Source organism: Bifidobacterium sp. JNUCC 75, from assembly GCF_054819865.1.
Genome location: NZ_JBTHIF010000001.1, coordinates 670591 through 688889 on the forward strand (window position 1 = coordinate 670591; position 18299 = coordinate 688889).

An 18299-nucleotide genomic window follows, 5' to 3' on the forward strand; every position below is an offset into this window, starting at 1 on the left:
GTTGCCAGTCTTTGCTTGTTCTTCGAACCATTGCAAGCGCACATCATCAATCGGCATGCACTTCCTCATAGTCGAAATAGGCAAAGTCCGCGAAGGAACAATGAGCATCCATGTCCTGGGCGCAAATCCCCACCATGGCTCCGGAGAAGACCGTTTTGCCCCTGAGCTTACCGACATGTTCGTCACTGAGATGCCAGGCCGGCAGCCAATCACCCATCGGCTTCGGATCGTCATCCCCCGAACCCAGCAAGAACCTCGCCTTGTCATGTCGCACCTGAACCCGGATCGTATAGGTGTTTGAACCACTTACGTCAATGAGCGGAGACGCAAATGAGAATGCATCACCCTCATTGACAAGTACCCTAGCTGTCGGATGCCCAGCATCCCCCTCGCCTCCTATATATGCATACATCCAGTTGCTGGTGTCGTAAAACAGAATCAGGCCTGCGGTCTGTTGGAAATTCTCAGGATGAAACTCCATCTGTGTTACTGCGTCAAAGCTGAAGGACTGCCAACGACGAGCGAAAAGCGTCTGCTCGTGCAGGCTGGATGGACTCTGTCCTCCATGAAGGCGGAGCCAACCCGGTCTCTCGGTCAAGGAATAGTCCCGCTCCGCTTTCAGCGGTGCCCGAAGGGTTTTGAAAGATGGAGGTAATCCACTTTCAGGGGAAAAATGAACCGACTCCGAGTAGTCAGTGCACTGACTGGCATCCGTACCCTCCACCTGGATTGTCCGCTGTGGATTATGACCTCCTCCAACCAGACGTGGCCAGCCATCCGAATCCCATTCGATGGGTTGAAGAGCGGTTTCCCTGCCAAGCACACACTCGCCACGTCTCCTTAGTGGACGGGCACACAGGTAGGTGATGTACCACTGTCCGTCCTTTTCCAGAAGACTGCAATGCCCTGCCTTCTGCAAGTAGCCGTCAGGATCATCCTCCGCAGTAATCAGGGGGTTGTAGGGGGACTCCTGCCAAGGACCTTGCAGCGAGTTCGAACGGACAACCGTGGCGGCATGGTTCCATTCGGTCCCACCCGCCGCACAGACCAGATAGTAATATTCTCCGCGTCGATATATCTGAGGCCCCTCACAGACACCCAGACTGGTCCCCTTGAAGATGCGCCGTCGCTCCCCCACCAGACACATCTTCTCCGTGTCAAATTCCTGGAGGACCACTCCAGCGAAGCGCTTATGTCCCATGCGCCAGTCATAGAGCATGTTCATAAACCATGAGCGCCCATCCTCATCATGGAAAAGCGACGGGTCAAAACCCGAAGCAGTGACAAAAACGGGATCCGACCAGGGGCCATTTATGGATGGTGCGGTGATGACATAATTAAGCGTGTCTTTATAGATGGTCGCGCTTTTCACATCCGTGTATACAAGCCAGTACAACCCCTTGGCATAGGAGAGATGGGGGGCCCAGATGCAACAAGCGTTCGGATCGCCCCGTAAATTCACCTGGCTGGTTCTGGTCAGCGGAGCACAGACCCATTCCCAATTGACCAGATCCCTGGAATGGTAGATGTCCACCCCCGGCCACCATTCAAAGGTGGAATTGGCTATATAGTAATCATCGCCAACCCTCAAAGCCGATGGATCGGGATGAAAGCCTGGAATAACTGGATTCTTAACGAGCGACATAGCCTCACCTTACTGCTTGACCGCACCTGCGGACAGACCGGACTGCCAGTACTTCTGAAGGAAAAGAAATGCGATAATCAGTGGAATCACAGCCAGCAGGGACCCTGTCAGGATCATATTGTTGGGCACCACATGATAGGTGGCGTCACCCCCCATCTTCATCCAGACGTTGAGTCCGACCGTCAAAGGATAGTCACGTACATCGGAAAGCATGATAAGCGGCAGGAAGTAATTGTTCCAGACACCTACCAAGGCGAATAGGAGGGTGGTTACGAAACCCGGCGCCAGAAGAGGCAGGGCGATCTTCCAAAAGATAGTCCATGTATTGGCCCCGTCTATGCGAGCCGCCTCCACCATCGAAATGGGGATGGATGTCTGCGCATAGATGATCATCAGGTAAAGCCCAAAGGGATTCGATAGCTGTGGGATGATAACTGCCAGAGGGGTATTGGTCATACCCATCTTGGAATACAGAAGGAAGAGGGGAACGGTGATGACCGTCGACGGAATGGACATGAAGATGAGCGTGACCCAAAGCAGGGCATTCCTCCCGTGGAATTTCATCGTGGCGATTGCATAGCCTGCAAACGTTGCGAAGAGAGTGGATCCCACACCAGCTATAACCGCGTAGACAAGCGTGTTGACCAGCCAACGCCCATACACTCCGTTTTCAAAGGTGAAAGCCTCGATGACATTCTCGAAGAAAACATTGGAGTCAGCAAACCAAAGACCTGGTGATGAATACAGTCCCTCATTGGTCTTGGTAGAGGAAAAAGCGAGCCAGATAAGAGGAACCAGGCAATAGATCACCATAAGCAGCATAATCAGGTGAAGAAGGACATCGAGAATCTTCTGAGTGGAGGTCAAACGTACCGGCAGGCCATTACCTCCGGCTTTCTTCAAACGAATGGCCCTGTCCTTTCGAGCCAGTCTGTCGTCGCGACGACGCTGCGAGGAGGAACGGGAAGCCTTGTTATTGATGAGACTGGTTGATGACATTTTACTTCTCCTCCCAACGATTACCCAGCATCTTGACGACGCTGATGATGATCATGGTGAACAGACCCACCACCAGGGATACGGCGGCCGCATAATTGAGATCATTGCCACTAAAAGCAAGGGAGTAGGTGTACAGGTTTGGTGTGTAATAACTGGTAACCACTTCGGGGGCTATGGTCTGCATCATGCTGGGCGTATTGAACAGCTGGAGCGAATAGATTATGTTGAAAAGGATGGTCATGACGACAGAACTGCGAATCTGCGGTATTTTAATTGACCAGGCAATCCTGAATTCGCTGGCGCCATCCACTCGAGCCGACTCATAGAGTTCCTCAGGCAAGGCTTTGAGCGACGAGTAATAAATCAGTGTGTTGTACCCCATTGAGACCCAGATGCTGATATTAATCATGGCCCAGAGCATGAGCTCCTTTGAAATCATATTGGGGGCCTGGGCATGGAAGAGAGCAAAGACCTGTCCGAAGAGTCCATAATCCCTCCCATAGATATAACTCCACATCAAGGCAGCAATGACATTGGGAACGGCATAGGGCAGGAACAGCAGTATCCGGGGAATGGCCACATGCCGGATACGCTGAGAATCAAGCATCAAGGCGGCAAGCAGGGAGAGGAAGGTCATCAGGGGGACCTCAATGATCGCATAGATCGCCACCCGGTTGAAGCCATTCCACAACAGAGGATCCTTGATCGCCCGGATGAAGTTGGTCATACCGGCAAATCGCTCCCCACCAATCATCTGTTCCTTGAACAGCCCAAGGTAAAACGCATAAATCATCGGAATTATGGTTCCACCCAAGAAGACAATTACATAGGGCAAGCACCAGATCATGCCTATATGCTGAAGTCTCTCCTTGCGTGGACTCGCCTCACTGGGGGCTTGAGGAGACACGACCCCGTCCGAGGCCACTACGGCTGTGCTCATCACTGACTCCTTTTCCTTTGTGGATTCACTTGCCCAGATACCATCGGTCCGGATCCGGAGAGAAGAGGAGGCAGAAGACCCTTCCTCCCCCTGCGATTACCGAGCTGGTTTCCTTTCTGAGCGGTCCGCCGCACCTTACTTCTTGTCAGTAATCTTGAACCCCTGTCCTTCGGCATAGGTCTTCAACGATTCTTGCCACTTCGGGAAGACGGAAGCCAACTTCCCAACTTTCTTCATCTCCGGCACCACAATGTCCTTGAAGGAGGTGGCATACTGGGTATTGAAGGGAAGTATGGACCAATCGGTGTTGATCTTCTTGGAAGACTCCATGTATATGGCATTCACGTTCTGGTTGAAGTAGTCATTGTGCTGATTCTGGTAGGTCGCATCATCCAGATAGGCTTTGGTGGGCGAGAAGCGTATCCCGCCCTCGCTGTTTCCGGCCTTGATTGCAGCGGGATCGGAACAGATCCAGTTCAGGAAGGCCACGGCAGCCGCCCTCTTGTCCTTAGGGCAGGATGTTGTCACGGCAAAGAGTGAACCACCAATCGTGGCGGATTTGAAGTCGGCGGCTGAGGAACCCCAAGCAGGAGGCAGGGTGATTTCCACTTTCCCCTTCATGGACTGCTGTTGCTTCTCATAGGTGGAGCTGCGCCAGGCCCCATCGATCTTGGTGACCCACCGGCCCTCTGCGAACCCCCTGTTGTACTCATCGGTCTTGGATGCAACGGGCTCAAGAACGTCCTCGTCGATCAGCCTTTGAATAAAGTCGACCACCTCTTTGACCTTCTTGTTGGTCATATCCAGGGTCACGTTCTCCAGACCTTTGACTTGCCACATGGGAGCTTTGGCCTGCCGCATAATGGCGGCCATATAACGGACATCAGCCGTATCTATATAGCCCATGTATCTAGTGGGGTCGGCCTTGTGCAGTGCGATACCGGCTTGTTCGAACTCGTCCCAGGTTTTGGGAATGGCGATTCCATGCTGGTCGAGCAGATCGCGACGGGAGTACATGACAATCGGCCCCTGATCCATAGGGAATCCGTAGAGTCCTCCCGCCACGTGAACATCAGCCCAGGCAGCCTTGGTATAACGGCTTCCCATCTGCTGTTCAATCGACTTGTCATTGATATTGAGCAGGGCCTTGGTTGTGGCGTACTGCGGCAGATAGTCATACTCCAGCATGGTCATATCGGGAATGTCCTTGTTCGCCTTGATGACATTGGAGAACTTCGTGTAATGATCCGCAGCGGCACCTGTAGCCGTCACCTTGACCTTGATATGTGGATACCTGCTCTGGAAAGCGTCAATGGTGCTTTTGAGGCTGTCAGCCTGCCAGGTCCACAGCGTCAGCTCGACGTCCTTATCCGATTTCAATGCTGCATCCCCCTGCGACGCGGTGACGCCACCCTCAGCGCCGGCAGACCGGTTCCCGCCATTATTCGAACCGGACCCGCAAGCACCCAATCCTGCAATCATGAAGAAACCGACGCACGCGCACACCACCTTGTGTCCTTTGGAATTCCAACTCATAATCTGCCTTTCGATAATCATCCTTGATTATGCGATTATTCATATCGCAATTTTCGATAATAGCGTCATCTGTGATATAGGTCAAATCGTCTAATTATTAACTATTGCGCATCGATACAACCACGAAACGGCCTTTATCCTATTAGTAAATACCTTCAATTGCTCCGCGTTTATCTTCTTTGGAGCAACCACTTGAGGAGTCGAAATATTTCGATATACTTATCGAGCCAGTTATTATATGAAAAGGGGGGACTATGCTTAAATCTAAACCATCGGCAAAGGTGAAATACCCAAAGCTGACCGACGTCTCCAAGGAGGCCGGGGTCTCCGCCGCAACCGTCTCCAAGGTGATCAACGGTAAAAGCGATGTGGCGGAAGAAACCCGCGAACGAGTCGAAAAGGCCATAGAGAAACTTGGCTACTCCAGATCAGGAAAGACGGGAACCTCTTCCAACCTAATTGAGATGGCTTTGCAACATCTGGATAATCCATGGACGCTCAACCTACTTGACGGAGCAGCAAAAGTGGCTTCTGAGAGGGGGATCAGACTGGTCTTAAGCGAAATCGACGATCCCGGTTTACTATCAACCACTTGGTTGGACGAGGTACTGGCCCGTCGGCCCCTAGGAGCCATACTCATCTTCTCGAACCCATCTTTGAGCCTGGCAAGAAGATTCGCATCCAGACGCATCCCTGCAGTCTTCGTCGATCCCTGGGGAAATCCCGTACTGGATACCATGTCCGTCCAGTCCGACAACTGGTCGGGCGGCCTGTTCGCTACCCGACATCTGATAGACCTTGGGCACCGGCACATCGCGACCATCACCGGTCCCGACAGCGTTATGTGCTCCATCGCCCGTTTCGACGGATACCGAAATGCCATGTCCGAAGCAGGATCGGCTGTCGACCCCAGTTTGATTCGCCACGGACAATTCAGCGTCGAGGATGGGGAACGGTTTGGAATGGAGCTGTTGAGTTCACACAACCCTCCCTCGGCCATCTTTGCCCAGAGCGACTTCCTGGCAATGGGCGTATACAAGGCAGCAAAACGACTGGGAATCAGAATTCCCGAAGACCTATCAGTCGTCGGATTTGATGATATCCAGACGGCGGCATTCATGGGACCCGCTTTGACGACCGTACACCAGCCGCTCGTGGAGATGGCGGCCCGTGCCGCACACATGATTCTTGATGTGAGGGCACAAAAGACAATCGACCATCGGGTAATCCTACCCAACTCGCTCGTTATAAGGGAATCCACCTGCCCACCGACGACGCTGAGAAGTTAGCAAACAGCACATGCTTGACAGCCGGCCTGGAATGACTCAAGGCATGGTCCAGGCCGATGATGCCTTCCGGAAGTCAGTCCTCAAAAAGGGCCAGGGCGTTCTCGTAGGAGACCGCACGGACCAGAGGAGCCAGATACTCCTTGTCATCAGGTATGACGCCCTGGGCGGCCCAGTCGCCCAAGAGCCCGCAAAGCACCCTACGGAAGAGTTCATGCCTGGGGAAGGACAGGAAGCTTCGGGAGTCCGTGGTCATCCCTACCGCATTGCCCAGGAGCGAGGTTTCAGCCAGAACTTCGAGCTGCCGACGCATCCCGGTGACGGTGTCGTTGAACCACCAGGCATTGCCCAACTGAAGCTGGCCCCTGTCATCGCCTCCGAAGCAGCCCAAATCAGTGGCTATGGCCATATAGTCGTTGGGATTGAGGGAATAGACGATGGTTCTGGGCAAAATGTTCGAACTCTGCGCCTGGTCAAGCAGGGCGGCAAGGGGGGCGGCAACCGAATTGTCAGCCATCGAATCGTAACCCGTGTCGGCTCCAAGCTTTCGGAAAGCCGTCGAGTTGTTGTTGCGGCTGGCCTGAAGGTGCAGCTGCATGGTCCAGCCCTTGTCCTTGTAGATTCGCATCAGCTCAAGAAGGAGGGCCGCGCGATATTGGGCCTGTTCATGCCTGTCCAGGTCTAGCCCGGCCCTGGCCTTGCTGAAAATGGCATCCAGATTCTCAGCAGTCGCCGGAGCGAATTCCACCACATCGACAGCATGGTCGGAGAGTCTGGAACCATGCTGGTGGAAGTACTCCACCCGATCACGCAGAGCGTCGACCAGTCCGCTGAAGTCATTGATCGGCTTGCCACAGACCGACTCCATTGTGCCGATCCAATCGCCATACCCTTCGGCGTTCGGATTCAGGGCCGCATCCGGACGGAAGGCGGGAACCATCCTAAAGGACTCCCCCTCCTTGGCGAATTGATCGTGATACTCCAGATTGTCCTCAGGGGAATCCGTGGTGCAGACGATCTTGACGTTCATGCGACGCAGAAGTGCTCTTCGCGAGAAGTCCGGGGTGGCCAGCTGTTCATTCGTCTGATCAAAGATGGACTTGGCGGTCTTGGTGGTCAGGGGTTCGCGGATGCCGAAGTACCTCTGCAGCTCCATGTGCGTCCACAGATAGACTGGGCTACCCACAGCCTGTTCCATGGTCTGGGCATAAGCCATAAATTTGTCCCAGGGGTCCCCGTCTCCGGTGATCAGCCGTTCCGGAATGCCATTGGCCCTCTCCAGCCGCCACTTATAATGGTCTCCATAATTGTGACCATCTGTCAGCCAAGCATCGACAATATTATCGAAGTTGGGATCCTCATAGATCTCCTTGGCGTGCAAATGGCAATGATAATCCACCAGAGGAAGATTCTCAGCCACCTCATGGAACAACTCCCGAGACAATTGCGTCCCGAGAAGAAAATCGTCATCCAGGAAAGCCACTACAAACTCCTTAGTCGAAAACGGCAAGTCCGGCATCCGAATTTCCGTCATGCCCAAAATTCTCCTGTACAGACCAACGGACAGGCGAAACAGTCACACGATCGGAACTCACATATACCATGAGTCAGCCTATGCGCGCTTGAAAAGAGACGGTCTCGATGTTGCCATGATTTGTCGAAACCTTCCCTGATCAGGAACCTGACGTAGCCTTACCCGTGCTTTCCCGGACGATCAGGCGAGAGGGAATCATGATGCTCTGCGCCAGATTGGTTCGGCCATTCAGCCGATCCAGAAGAATGCCGGCTGCTGTCTTACCCAGTTTGGGCGGGGTGTTACCCACGCTGGACAATGGCGGATCGCTGACCTGCGCCATAGTGTCATTGTCGAATCCGATGATCACATAGTCGTCCGGGCAGCGAATACCCTGACGACGCATGGCAGCCATGAAACCCAAGGCCATCAGATCATTGTGGGCAATGACGGCGCCTGTAGGATCATTCAGGTACTGCTTGGCCAGGGCATACCCTCCGACGAAGGTGGGAAGACCCGGCCAAATTCGTCGAACAGTCACCCCACGCTTGCGAAACTCTTCGCAGGTGTGATTCCACCTGACTCCCACCGACCATGACGAAGAGGGCCCATCCAGATAGGTCACTCGAGAAAACCCCATGGAAACCAGTAGCTCTGCGGCCTGACGGATACCAGTACCAATATCGATGGCCACACTGGGCACCCCACGCACGGTCCGGTTAACCACGACGATGGGCCTGGTCTGGGCGCACTTGCGGATCATGGCATCAGGCATTCTCGAGGAGGTCAGAATTACCCCGTCCACATAAGCGGCGATCTTGTTGAAAGCCGCCCGCTCTCTGCTGGCACTTTCCTCGGATTCAGCGACGATAAGGGCAAATCCAGCCAGGTTGAACTCGTGCTGTACAGAACGGATGATGTCAGAGAAGAACTGGTTGGCGATGTCCGGAACGATGATGGCAATCATGCCCCGCAACGTCCTGGACGGAACCGTATCGACCGGCTCCGTATAGTACCCCAGTGCGTCGGCTGCAGCGAATATCCGCTTGGTTGTGGCCGCACTGACCCTATCAGGCCGAGCGAATGCCCTCGATACCGTGGAGGGCGAGACGCCGGCCTTGTCAGCCACCTCTCTGATTGTCACGCGCCCGGAACGGTTATGACCGCTCATGACCGAGATTCCTTCGCTGCCCTGTTTCGATCCACAGGTTTGATCGACCTGGCACCCGTGCTCTGCCTGATGACCAGACGGGCCGGAACCGTCGGGGCTACGGACAGGTTGGCTCCGGAAAGACGCTGCATAAGAAGGTCGGCAGCCCCCCGCCCGAGGACTGAAAGGGACATATGAATGGTGGTCAGAGGCGGACTGCTCACCATGGACATGGTGTCGTTGTCGAACCCGATGACAGAGATATCACGAGGGCACTCGCAACCAAGCCGTCTGAGGGCCGCAATCAGGCCGATTGCCATCAGATCATTATGAGCGATGACCGCTCCTGTAGGGTCGTCCATATACTTCTCTGCGAAGGAATAGCCTCCGTAAAAGGTAGGAGCGCAAGGCAGCGAACGTTTGACGCTCATCCCCTTGGCGTCGCATTCATTGAAGATATGCCGCCACCGGATGCCTCCCGACCATGAGGCCGCCGGACCATCCAAATAGGTGAGACTCCGATAACCCAATGAGTACAGGTAGTCGACCGCTTGACAGGCCCCCTTGGCCACGTCGATGCTGATGCTGGATACGCCACGAACGTCACGGTTGACGCTGACCAAAGGACGCAGCTGGGCGCACTTGCGAATCATGGCATCGGGCATCCTCGGGGAGACCAGGATGATTCCCGAGACCACAGGAGCGACCGTATCGACGATCCTGCGCTCCCGGGTGATGGACTCCCGGGTATCAAGAATCAGGGTTTCAAAGCGCAATCGTTCGCACTCGTCCTGGATGTTGCGAATAACACCGGTGAAAAACTGATTGCCCAGGTCGGGCACAATGACCGCAACCAGCCCCCGGCCCTGCGAGCCTGACCGGCTGTCGACGATATCGCTGTGATAGCCCAGTTCATCAGCGACCTTCTGAACCATTCGAGCCGTAGAAATACTGACCCGATCCGGGCGCGAGAAGGTACGCGAGACCGTTGAGGGGGACACCCCGGCCTGACGAGCCACATCATATATGGTGATATGGCGGTTGTCCGTGGAGGCATCGCCACCCGAATCTGCTCCGGTCTTCATCTATTCGTATCAGCCTTCCTTGGTCTGCCCCATATCGCATGAAATACACGCCAACGGTGCCGAGCACTTCCAGCTTCCAAGTATAAGTGACTTCCCAGTCCTGTAGCAGCCGACAGCAGTCTGATGAGAAACAAACTGCAACTACGAAAGCAGACAGGCACCAACTTGATAGGTTCGGAAGCAGGATGGACAAGCGTTTACGCCTGGTCTCCGAGATATGTTTCTTTTGATAAAGGAAGGCACCGATGCTTCACCTTAGTGACGATATACATAATGAGTCTGCAGCCTGGCAGAAGGCCGGCGTGACCCTGCCAACCTACGACATCGAAGCCATGCGCCAGGCCACCAAGCGCTCGCCTGCCTGGGTCCACTTTGGGGCCGGCAATCTCTTCAGGGCAGTCCACGCCCCCATTGCCCAACAACTTCTGGAGTCAGGCGCCACCGACCGAGGCATATTGGTGGCCGAATCCTTCGACCCTGCCATCGTAGACCAGGCCTACACCCCCTTCGACGACCGCTATCTTCAGGTCATCCTGAGGGCGGACGGATCCATGAAAACATCCTTGGTCGCCTCCGTTGCAGGCGCCTACCCGCTGGGCGAGGATCCGAAGCCCTTGCATGATCTGAGGCTGGTCTTCCGCAATCCCAGCCTGCAGATGGTCACCACGACCATCACCGAGAAAGGCTATGCCCTGGTCGATTCCCAGGGCCAGCCGCTACCATGGATCGCTCCGGAATTCGAGGGCGGACCCGATAAAGCCAAGAGCGCCATCGCAGTCATCACGGCCCTCCTGCTGGAGCGCTTCCAAGCCGGTGCACTTCCCCTGGCCCTGGTCAGCACCGACAACTTCTCACGAAACGGGGAGCGGTTCGGCCAAGCCGTCAGGCAGATGGCTGACGAGTGGATAGGGAGGGGTCTGGCCGAAAAAGGCTTCGGCGACTACCTCAGAGACAAGAACAAGATCACCTTCCCGCTGACCATGATCGACAGAATCACTCCCAACCCTGACAAGGAGGTGGGTCGCCGCCTCAAGGCTCTGGGCGTCGCCGACGCGGAACCTTTCCGGACCAGGGGCGGAACCGCTTTGGCCCCATATGCCAACACTGAGGAAACCTGGTATTGGGTGGTTGAGGACGACTTCCCTGCAGGCCGCCCGTCTCTGGAGAAAGCAGGGGTTTACATGGCCGACAAGGACACGGTCAACGCCGCCGACCAGATGAAGGTCACCACCTGCCTGAACCCCCTGCACACGGCCCTGGCCGTCTTCGGGACGCTCCTGGGGTATCCGACCATGTCAAAGACCATCGCCGACCCGGACCTCAAGGCCTTGGTCACCCGTCTGGGGTATGTGGAAGGACTGCCTGTGGTCGAGGACCCGGGCATCTTCTCCCCCAAGGAGTTCCTCCGCCAAGTCATTGAGGTCAGAGTTCCCAATCCTGGTCTGCCCGATACGCCGGCGCGCATCTGCGCCGACACCTCCCAGAAGATTCCGGTCAGATACGGAATCACCATCAGCAAGTACATCCGAGCCAAGGACCTTGACACAGCCGATCTGGAGGCCATCCCGCTGATCATCGCCGCCTGGCTGCGGCTGCTGATCGGTTCGGATGGCAATGGAACCGACGATGCCGGACGGCCGGTCAAGCTGAGCCCAGACCCGCGCCTGGAGGAGCTTCAGAGGACTCTGGTCGACATCCCACTCAACGGGTCAGCCAAGAAGGAGACTCTGGCGACCACGGTCAAGTCCATCCTGGCCGACACATCCATCTTCGGAACCGATCTGAACACCACCCCGCTGGCCGACACAATCGAGACCTTCCTGACCGCCATGTGCCGGGGCAATGGCGCAGTAGCGAGCACCCTTCATAAGGCTGCAAGCGCCTGGTGACATCGGCAGCCTACTGACAGAACAAGGCACACAATGACCGGGTCCGTCCGATCCGAATGTAAGGAGAGAGCATCATGCACATGGGATTCCGCTGGTATGGCCAGGGCAACGACACCATCAGCCTGGACGATATTCGTCAGATTCCGGGGGTGGAGACCATTGTCTGGTCCCTGCACCATAAACAGGCCGGCGAGGTCTGGCAGCCGGACGAAATCGAAGAGGCCATGGCCACAATCACTGGGCTGTCCGCCAGGGATCGAGCGGCAGGCATAACCAAGACCTTCAATGCTGACGTAGTTGAGTCCGTCAACGTTCACGAGTCCATCAAGACCGGTTCGACGGTCCTCGGAATCAGCCGGGACCAGGCCATTGACGCCTATATCGAGACTGTAGCCAACCTGGGCAAGGCCGGGGTCAAAGTCGTCACGTACAACTTCATGCCGGTCTTCGACTGGCTGCGCACGGAGATGTTCCACCCTTGCCCAGACGGGTCCACCGCCCTCTACTACAACCAGCACCAGGTGGACCAGCTCAGCCCACAGGGCATCATCGACGAAACCCTGAAGGGGGCCGGATCCCTGACTGTGCCCGGCTGGGAACCTGAACGGCTTGCCCATCTGCCTGAACTGATGGAGGCCTATCAGGGAATGGGCCACGAGCAGATGTACGCCAACTACAAGTACTTCCTGGATGCCGTGATCCCCACCTGCGAGCGCTACGGGGTCAAGCTGGCCGTCCACCCCGACGACCCTGCCTTCGACCTGTTCGGCTGGCCGCGCGTGGTCTCCAGCAAAGAGGGGATCCAACGAGTGCTGGACCTGAACCCCAGCCCCAGCAATGGACTGTGCCTGTGTCTGGGATCCTTCTCATCCAGAAGAGGCAACGATGCCGTGGACGCAGTCAAGACCTTCATGGACAGGATCTACTTCAGCCACGTGCGCAACATCCGGTTCACCGACGAGCAGGGCTCTTTCTACGAGGTGGGTCACCGCGCCAGCGAGGGGAACGTGGACACCGTCGGCATCATGAAGGCCTACGCCGAGGCCGATTACCAGGGCTACATCCGCCCCGACCACGGACGGCATCTATGGAGCGAGAACACGGAAGCCGGCAGACCGCGGCCAGGCTACGGCCTTTACGACCGCGCCATGGGCATCCAGTATCTGCTTGGAGTCTGGGACGCTTACCGCTACAACCGTTGATAAAGCAAAAGAAATCCTGAACAATCAGAAGGAAGCGTCTGATGCCAGTCCGGGTCAATCGCAAACCCGACCTGGCATCAGACGCTTATTCAATGTTCCCGTCAAGGCCGCGCCCTGTGGGAAGTTTTTTCAACTTGGGAAAGCCAACATACTTGCAAATGCGAGAATCAAATTGCTTCGAAACAGCTGACCCCTCGTTTGCACTGTTGGCTCACGCCAATCGGTCAATCAGGGGCTGGACACCCTGGTCGGCCAAATCGTCCAGGTTCTTCTGGACAGCCTCCGCCAGCCCTGCGATCCTGGTCAGGTCATGGCCCCAAATTGAAGCATCAGCAAGAATCCGATTGATAAAATCCTCCTGACCGGCAGCCTCGTGGAAGGCATCGATGACCTTTTGATCATCCTGAATCTTCACAGCATCACCGGCCTTGCCGCAATAAGTCCACAAGAGGCAGGACAGCGCCAGGATGATGCGTTCCGGAAGCCCGCGTCCCTGCTCTACGTTTGCCGTGACCAGCGGGAGAAGACGGGAGACGAATTTGGAGACCGAGTTCAACCCTATGGAATCCAAAGAATGCTGGACAAAGGGGTTGTCGAACCGCTCGCGAACAGCAGCAGCGAAGTTCTCCAGCTCCTCCTTGGGCAGGGTCTGGACGGGGATGATCTCCTCCTCCATCTCGCGGGTGATGAAAGAGCGCATGGTCTTATCGCCCATGACCTGTCCTACAGTCTTGAATCCGGCCAGCCGAGCCACCTGGGCCATGGTGGTATGGGGACCGTTGAGCAGATAAACCTTGCGCTCACGGTAGGGCTGTACAGCATCGCAGGTCACCAGGTCGATTCCGGCCTTCCGCGCGGGAAGCAGCTCATCAACCCTGCGCTGGGCGGTCTGGTCACCGGCTACGACCCAGAGCAGGAAGGGCTCGGCCTTGACCATATTCTGATCCTCGTATCCCAGCATCTCCCAAAGCTCCCGGGCATCTTCGCGCGGGTAGCCAGGAACTATCCGATCCACGAGAGTGGATACGAAAGTGTTCTCTTGATCAAGCCAGTCGATGAAATCCTTGCCCCATCCGAACCGTTCGGCGACATTTATCAGAGCACGATGCAGAGCCGAACCGTTGTCGGCGATAAGCTCGCAGGGCATAATCAGGTAGCCCGGCAGAGACCTGTCGAACCTACGCTTGAGCAGATGAGCCAACTTTGCCGGATATCCTGCCGGCGGCTGGTCTGTGACCTTATCCCCATCGTTGACGGCAATGCCTGCCTCAGTGGTATTGGAGATGATGATCTGCGTATCAGGATCATCGGCCAGAGCCAGAAAACCATCCCAATCCTTGTAGGGGTCGACTGTCTTGCCGATAGAGTCAATCAGCTCATGGCTACGGACGGGCTTTCCATCCTTGAGGCCTTCCAGAATGACTGTATAGAGCCGCTCCTGGTCCTCCAAGACATGGACTCTGCCGTTTTCAAGGGGCTGGACAACTGCAACGTTCCCCCCGAACAAGCCCTTGTTGTTGAGCTGCTGGACTATCCAATCAACGAATGCTCTAAGGAAATTTCCCTCACCGAACTGGATGATCCTGATGGGTCGTTGAGCTGCCTGTGCACTGGTCAGCCCCAGATGCACGGCCACTGCTTCCTGTAGTCTTTCCACAATGCTTCCTTTCCGTCCGCTTGCGTCATCCCGCCCATACGGGAGATCCGGCCAGATCATCGAACTTGGCGACCGATGACCAGCCCGGGACTCAGACACTCAGCCTTGCACCACCTGCCTGGCCTGCGCACAGGCATCGGCAACGGCCTTCCAATCGCCTTGGCGCTGGGCCTTGGACGGTACAGGGAAACTCCCGCCCACAGCAAAGACGTTGGGTAGGTCGATGTATTCACGGGCGTTCCCGAACCCGACTCCGCCGGTGGGCAGGAAGCTCATCTCGGCAAAGGGGCCGGAGAGTGCCTTCAAGGTCTTGACGCCACCGTAAGCCTCGGCTGGGAAGAACTTAGTAAAACGCAGACCAAGATCATAGGCTTTCTCGATGTCGCTGGGAGTCGCCGTTCCAGGCAAGACCGGTATCCGGGAGCCCATGCACCAGTCGACCACAGCATCGCTGAATGCCGGGGAGACGACACCCTTGCAACCTGCCTCCACTGCCTGGCGTGCCTGGTCGACCGTGTGCACAGTTCCTGCCACCAGGGTCACCTCAGGCACCTGATCGTGAATAGCCCGCATCCCATCCAGGGCGGCAGCCGATCGGAAGGTGACCTCTGCGATGGGTACTCCACCGGAAGCCAGGGCCCTGGCCAGAGGAACCGCTTCCTCGGGCGAATGCAGGGTCACCAGGGGGACCACTTTGATTGTTCTGATCAAATCAATCAATCCGATCCGCTCCTCCGGTACATCCGTCTTGTCAAACTCACTCATGCCTGCTTCCTTCTCTTGTGGAATTGAACTTGTTGAATCGAAGCCATCGCCTGTCCATGGAGGGCTCCTGATCGTCGCCCAGATAAACCGGCTCAGCCAACCTGTCTGACCACCGCCCGCTGGCGTCCGGCAATAAAGTCATTCAACCGGGACTTGTCGGGCAAGCCTTCGTTGTCGGATACCACCTGGGTCTGCATGGCGCCAACGGCACACCCGCGCTCCAAGGCTTCGGACATGCGTTGGCCTTCAAGCAGGGCCGACAAGACACCGGCTGCGAAACCGTCGCCGGCACCGACTGTGTCCACCACCGCATCAACCTTGAAGCCCGGAACGTAGACACCATCGTGACCGTCCGTCGCGTAGGCTCCATCAGGCCCGTCCTTGACCACCGCATAACGGGCGCCATTGTCAATGAAGGCCTGACCGATATCGCGGACATTGTCTAGCCCGAACAGATGCCTGCCCTCGGAAATGCCTGGAAGGACCAGATCAGCCTTGGCGCTTAAGGACAGGAGCGTCTGCTTCATTTGCCTGTCGCTCTTCCAGAGAGCCGGACGTTCGTTGGGATCAAAGGAAACGAAGATATGATTGGTCCGTGACAGATCAACCAGCGCTTTGCTGGCTTCCAGGGCGCTTTCCGAAAGAGCTGGGAGGATTCCGGTCATATGCATCAGCGAGATCCCGCTGCAGTCGATGGCCTTGACATCGGCCGGGCCCAAGGCCGAAGCCGCCGATCCCTTGCGAAAGTAGTAAGTCTTGGGGTCTCCCTGCTCTACCTTGGACTTCATCATAAAGCCAGTGGAACGAGTGGCATCCTTGCCTACCAAGGAGGTGTCCAGGTTGTTCTGCCGCATGAAATACAGGATCCGTTCGCCTATTGGATCCTGGCCTATGCGAGTCATATAGACCGGATGCTGACCCAACCGCTCCAGACCGATTGCCACGTTGAGCTCCGCCCCGGCCACCGAGGCGCTGAAAGATCCGACCTCGCTGCAGGGCCCCTCCTCGCCAGCCGCGAAGAGCCCCATACTCTCGCCGACCAGGAGGACCTTGCCGGGACGGACGCCGCTGACCGCTATGTCGTGGGAAACCGCCATACCATTCCTTCCATGACCTGGACAGATGAACCCGACGGGCTTGTCTCAACCCGCATCAACGCGGGTGACTGTCCGATTCGTCCATTGCTGTTTTCAAGCTATGTGATAGAGGGATGGCGGAGGAATATGTTGCCAGCTGTTGCTTGTCCCGGCATTATTAAAAAACGGACCCTCAGATCTTTGCATTGATCTGAGGGTCCGAAGAAACGAAGCTTGGAGCAGGGGCTACCAGGCCAAATCAATACCAAGGGTGACAGGTTCGGGAATCAGTCGGATGCCGAAGGTGGAATCCACGCCTTTCTGGATGGCACGGGCCAGGGCCACCATGTCGTCTGATCCGGCACCTCCCCGGTTGGTCAAGGCCAGCGTATGCACGTCAGACAGAGCGGCAGCCGACCCCTGCTCCAAAGCGAATCCCTTATGGAAACCTGAATGATCGATCAGCCAGGCTGCTGAGGTCTTGACCAATGTCGAGCCCTCGACAGGATAGCGAGGGGCATCCGCCGGCAGGGCATCCGCGGCCTCACGACTGATGATCGGATTGGTGAAGAAACTCCCGCAGCTATGACGGTCAAGCAGCACCCGCTCGCCCCTAGGGCCGTGAAGGTCATCCTGGACTGCCTCCAGAGCCTCTTCCAGGTCGGAGGTTCGGCGGCAGGACCCCATCCAATCAGTCAGGTACCGGTAGGGATCCTCCAGCATCCCCTTGCCTGCTCTGACGGTCAGGACCGCCTGTCGAATCCGCTCTAGAGGCAGGGTTGCCCCAACTTCCACACCTAGAGCCTTGGCAAGCTGGACGGAATCCACCTGAGCGGCAGACCCGTGCCGCAAAACCAGTGTGACAGAAAGCACCACGTACCGGGGAGTGGGGAAGAACCGCGTATCTGGCACGGCAGGCGCCTGGTACATGGTCTGCTTGAGCAGGGAGGTCCTGTATCCGAAATCGAGATCAGAGGCACGTAGATAGGCAGTGACCTTGTCCTGGCGGTCCCAGACCTCGACCGAGTCGACAAGACGCCCGACCTCCTGGCCGTAGGCGCCAATGTTCTGGACAACCGAGGCCCCGACAGTCCCGGGGATGCCTGATAGACCCTCTACTCCAACCAGATGCATGCGCACGCAGTAGGAGACCAAGTCATCCCAATTGGTTCCAGCTGTGGCATTGATATGAACGACAGGAACGCCGCCCTCAGGCGGAGCCACCTCGTCAGGAACGCTGATGTCCTGGCGGGTGTCACGCACAACCACGCCGGGAAAGTCCTGGTCAGAGGCCAGCAGATTGGATCCTCCGCCGATCAGGCAGAGGGGCAGCCCCTTGGAATCCGCGCCCTCCACAGCCTCGATCAAGCCCACACGGCTTCGGGGCTGAACAAAGGCGGCCATGCTCCCGCCTATGCCCACAGTGGTGATATCAGCAAAGGTCGGAATGGTGTCTCTGGAGGATACGTCAGACATGCAATTCACTGTATCATCGTCCCCTTATGAGGGCTTCTCCCGGGCAGACGCAATGCCGGGACTGCCTACCGCCCTTGGCA

At 56.5% G+C, this 18299-nt stretch carries 14 protein-coding genes; 3 read left to right on the top strand and 11 right to left on the bottom strand.

Annotated features, from left to right (window positions below):
• Window positions 1-46 precede the first annotated feature (46 nt).
• From ACVWNW_RS02925 to ACVWNW_RS02940, 4 genes are all read right to left on the bottom strand, one after another.
• Window positions 47-1645: a glycoside hydrolase family 43 protein gene (locus ACVWNW_RS02925; protein WP_198229636.1), complete on the bottom strand. Its 1599-nt coding sequence runs from the start codon at window positions 1643-1645 to the stop codon at window positions 47-49.
• A gap of 9 nt (window positions 1646-1654) precedes the next feature.
• The gene (locus ACVWNW_RS02930) at window positions 1655-2644 is read right to left on the bottom strand and encodes a carbohydrate ABC transporter permease (protein ID WP_198229637.1); all 990 of its coding nucleotides are present in this window, start codon (window positions 2642-2644) and stop codon (window positions 1655-1657) included.
• Window position 2645: 1 nt separating this feature from the next.
• Window positions 2646-3491, bottom strand: a complete 846-nt coding sequence (locus tag ACVWNW_RS02935; protein ID WP_232350574.1) for a carbohydrate ABC transporter permease — start codon at window positions 3489-3491, stop codon at window positions 2646-2648.
• A gap of 228 nt (window positions 3492-3719) precedes the next feature.
• Entirely contained in the window at window positions 3720-5120 is a 1401-nt protein-coding gene (locus ACVWNW_RS02940) for an ABC transporter substrate-binding protein (RefSeq protein ID WP_454482929.1), read from the bottom strand.
• Between the two features lie 254 nt (window positions 5121-5374).
• Between ACVWNW_RS02940 and ACVWNW_RS02945 the strand changes: the two genes are divergently transcribed.
• Entirely contained in the window at window positions 5375-6409 is a 1035-nt protein-coding gene (locus ACVWNW_RS02945) for a LacI family DNA-binding transcriptional regulator (RefSeq protein WP_454482931.1), read from the top strand.
• Between the two features lie 73 nt (window positions 6410-6482).
• On the opposite strand, the gene uxaC is transcribed toward ACVWNW_RS02945, so the two are convergent.
• The 3 genes from uxaC to ACVWNW_RS02960 form a co-directional block, all read right to left on the bottom strand.
• Window positions 6483-7940, bottom strand: a complete 1458-nt coding sequence (uxaC, locus tag ACVWNW_RS02950; protein WP_454482933.1) for a glucuronate isomerase — start codon at window positions 7938-7940, stop codon at window positions 6483-6485.
• 139 nt (window positions 7941-8079) lie between these two features.
• Entirely contained in the window at window positions 8080-9090 is a 1011-nt protein-coding gene (locus ACVWNW_RS02955) for a LacI family DNA-binding transcriptional regulator (protein ID WP_121913609.1), read from the bottom strand.
• Complete coding sequence (locus tag ACVWNW_RS02960) at window positions 9087-10154, bottom strand: LacI family DNA-binding transcriptional regulator (protein WP_121913610.1); 1068 nt, start codon at window positions 10152-10154, stop codon at window positions 9087-9089. The genes ACVWNW_RS02955 and ACVWNW_RS02960 overlap by 4 nt, the downstream gene beginning before the upstream one ends.
• Before the next feature lie 245 nt (window positions 10155-10399).
• Here ACVWNW_RS02960 and ACVWNW_RS02965 point away from each other — a divergent pair, with 245 nt between their 5' ends.
• Both ACVWNW_RS02965 and ACVWNW_RS02970 read left to right on the top strand, forming a co-directional pair.
• Window positions 10400-12043 (top strand): mannitol dehydrogenase family protein, encoded by a 1644-nt coding sequence (locus ACVWNW_RS02965; RefSeq protein WP_454482936.1) that lies wholly within the window; start codon window positions 10400-10402, stop codon window positions 12041-12043.
• Between the two features lie 74 nt (window positions 12044-12117).
• Window positions 12118-13245 (top strand): mannonate dehydratase, encoded by a 1128-nt coding sequence (locus tag ACVWNW_RS02970; RefSeq protein WP_454482938.1) that lies wholly within the window; start codon window positions 12118-12120, stop codon window positions 13243-13245.
• Between the two features lie 211 nt (window positions 13246-13456).
• Here ACVWNW_RS02970 and ACVWNW_RS02975 read toward each other — a convergent pair whose 3' ends face one another.
• The 4 genes from ACVWNW_RS02975 to ACVWNW_RS02990 form a co-directional block, all read right to left on the bottom strand.
• Window positions 13457-14902: a tagaturonate reductase gene (locus tag ACVWNW_RS02975; RefSeq protein ID WP_454482940.1), complete on the bottom strand. Its 1446-nt coding sequence runs from the start codon at window positions 14900-14902 to the stop codon at window positions 13457-13459.
• A 99-nt stretch (window positions 14903-15001) separates the two neighbouring features.
• The gene (gene eda, locus ACVWNW_RS02980; RefSeq protein WP_052733372.1) at window positions 15002-15667 is read right to left on the bottom strand and encodes a bifunctional 4-hydroxy-2-oxoglutarate aldolase/2-dehydro-3-deoxy-phosphogluconate aldolase; all 666 of its coding nucleotides are present in this window, start codon (window positions 15665-15667) and stop codon (window positions 15002-15004) included.
• A 92-nt stretch (window positions 15668-15759) separates the two neighbouring features.
• Window positions 15760-16764 carry a sugar kinase gene (locus ACVWNW_RS02985; protein WP_454482942.1) on the bottom strand — a complete coding sequence of 335 codons (1005 nt, stop codon included), beginning with the start codon at window positions 16762-16764 and terminating at the stop codon, window positions 15760-15762.
• 225 nt (window positions 16765-16989) lie between these two features.
• The gene (locus ACVWNW_RS02990) at window positions 16990-18219 is read right to left on the bottom strand and encodes an FAD-binding protein (RefSeq protein WP_454482944.1); all 1230 of its coding nucleotides are present in this window, start codon (window positions 18217-18219) and stop codon (window positions 16990-16992) included.
• Window positions 18220-18299: the final 80 nt, after the last annotated feature.